This window comes from Clostridium sp. CM74B_53, assembly GCF_036318045.1.
Taxonomy (GTDB): domain Bacteria; phylum Bacillota; class Clostridia; order Lachnospirales; family Lachnospiraceae; genus Pilosibacter.
On record NZ_JAWQDE010000036.1, the window covers coordinates 1 to 2,433 of the forward strand.

Consider the following 2,433-nt stretch of genomic DNA (forward strand, 5'->3'; position numbering starts at 1 on the left):
TCCGGCATTACTTCCATCGCAAGGATCCGAAATTGATATTCTTGTGCGATTTCCTGCAACATTTCTTTGCACTCCTGATCTACACCATTGGTCAGAACTTTCTTTCGGTATTTCGTGCACCAGACCAAATGATATTGAAGCGAGTACACATATCCTCTACCATACGAAAGAGAATTTTCTTTAATAGTAAATATATCTTTTTCCATATGAATATTATACCATATGTTACTAAGCGTGTAAACATATGTTCGATATTATTGTAAATAAATAGCGCACCTAACTCATCACTGAAGTAACGAGAATGCGGTGCGTGTTTTTCAATTATGACTAAAAACAGGCAATAGTGATCATTACAAAATGAGCCAAACAGTATCAACATCTTGACATGTTCTGAAATCATCGGCATCTCTATTTTCCACTATTTATGAAATTTCCAAAATGGAGCGATTTGAAAATGTACTTTATTTTCTCCCCTAAAACCACTCCCCCACTACATCCGGACAATAAAAAATGTACTTTATTCTGTTTCGAAATAAAGTACATTCTGAAATAAAGTACATTTTGAAATTTTTGTACTTTATGCTATAATCCTTGTATCTAAGCCATTTATTAACCCCTAACTATAAAGTACAAAATTTTTTACTGTTGACTGACATATCAGCCTCCGTACTGTTCCATCAGCCGGGAAGCTTCTCTCTTCATGGTTTCCACAACATCCTCCGGTCCTAGAATTTTTACATTTGGGCCCAGTGAAAATACCCAGGCCAGGAACTGCCGGCTGACACGGACATCTACATTGGCGGTGACATGATCTGCATCTGCCGGGAACAGCATGATATCTCTCCCAAATCGGTCAATGATAACCCCGACCAAATCATTATGGATCAAAAGCTTAACCTTTTCTTCCTTACCGCCATACATGCCAAAACTTTTTTTGGTATAATCTGCCATATTGAGTTTTGAGAAAGCTTCTTTTCCATCACGGGGCTCTTCTGATAAATTGATTTTCAGCATTTTGTCCACACGGTAATGCTTTATCTTTTGAGCCTCTGAATCAAAACCGATCATATAATAATTCTCATCATCCCACAGGAGTCCCCATGGGCTGATATGATACCATTTCCCATTATGCCGCAATTCCATTTCCTTTTTCGCGTTCCACTGGTAATATTGAAATTTGATCTTCCGGTTTTCAGAAATAGCGGCATGAATCGTATTGACCGAATAATAGATGCTTTCATTCATCGTTTTGATCCGACCGGATACATAAACCTGACGCTGCAGCTTCTGGGCATCATATTTGCTTACCAGTTTCTCGAGCTTTTTGATCAGAATATTCGTTTTCTTTTCTGTAATAAATTTAGATGATTGAATGGCATCTACAAGCAGCTTCAGTTCCGGCAGTTCAAATGGTCTGCTGACCACATGATAATGGTAACGATTGCCGACAGACTCACCCTCAACCTCGATTCCAAAAGAGGACAGGTCACGCAGATCATTATAAAGGCTTTTTCGATCCGCAGTGATGTCGTATCGTCTTAGCGCCTCCATGATCTCTGCCATCGTGATATAATGCTCGTCATCTGTCTGTTCCAGCATAATTTGAGCCAGACGATATAATTTTAATTTCTGATTGGTTCCTTTTGGCATAATCATACTTCCCTTTTCTTTGCAAGCTATTTCATACTATATAGTGATAGTATACAATAAATTCGTGACATACTCCCACCACTTAGCTCACGCTTGAAGTGGGGGCTTCTCGTTCGATTGCCCCGTTGGGCAAAGCATTCACGAGCGATCCCCGTGTGTTCCACGGTTCTTTTGGACTGATATCTTTTTATGATGCTTTTTCGCTCTTTTCTAATATGATCCCGGACATTCTCAGACCTTCCCTGCAGATATTGACCGCCGCATTTTCATCACGGTCCATCCGGTTTCCGCAGTTACAAAGATATACCCGCTCTTCCAGTTTCAGATCATGTTTTATTTTTCCACAACAGCTGCATGTTCTGGAACTGGGATACCAGCGATCGATGCGGACAAGTTTCTTTCCTTCCCGTTCCAGTTTATACTGCAAAAAATCTGTGAACATTCTCCATCCGCTATCATGGACATTTTTTCCAAAATGATGTTCCCCGCTCATCGTCTTCAGGTCCAGGTCCTCAATGCATACGATATCATAGAAATTGGTTATCTTTCTTGATTCCTTATGCAAATGATCTTTTCTCTGATGAGCGATATGTGTATGGATCCGCGCCACTTTTTTCTGCTGTTTTTTATAACGATTGCTTTCTTTCCGGCAATGGCTCAGTTTTCTCTGCGCTTTCGCCAGTTTTTCCTCGCTGTTTCTGAAATAGTGCGGATAACCTGCATGTTTTCCATTGGAATCTACATATAGTTCTTTCATGGAAAAATCGAGTCCGACGGCCTGCC

At 40.2% G+C, this 2,433-nt stretch carries 3 protein-coding genes; all 3 read right to left on the reverse strand.

Annotated elements, in window-relative coordinates; translation table 11 throughout:
* The coding region (tnpA, locus tag V2546_RS15580; protein ID WP_329752825.1) for an IS200/IS605 family transposase at positions 1-206 on the reverse strand (206 nt) is incomplete at its 3' end.
* 451 nt (positions 207-657) lie between these two features.
* On the reverse strand, positions 658-1,563 hold the full coding sequence (locus tag V2546_RS15585; RefSeq protein ID WP_486463607.1) for a helix-turn-helix transcriptional regulator: 906 nt from the start codon (positions 1,561-1,563) through the stop codon (positions 658-660).
* Between the two features lie 274 nt (positions 1,564-1,837).
* Positions 1,838-2,433, reverse strand: a 596-nt coding sequence (locus V2546_RS15590; RefSeq protein WP_329752826.1) for a transposase, incomplete at its 5' end; no start/stop codon positions are given.

What these genes read in the sequence shown, in the direction of transcription:
- V2546_RS15585 (WP_486463607.1), bottom strand. Translation starts at nt 1,563, where the DNA reads ATGGCAGAGATCATGGAGGCGCTAAGACGATACGACATCACTGCGGAT.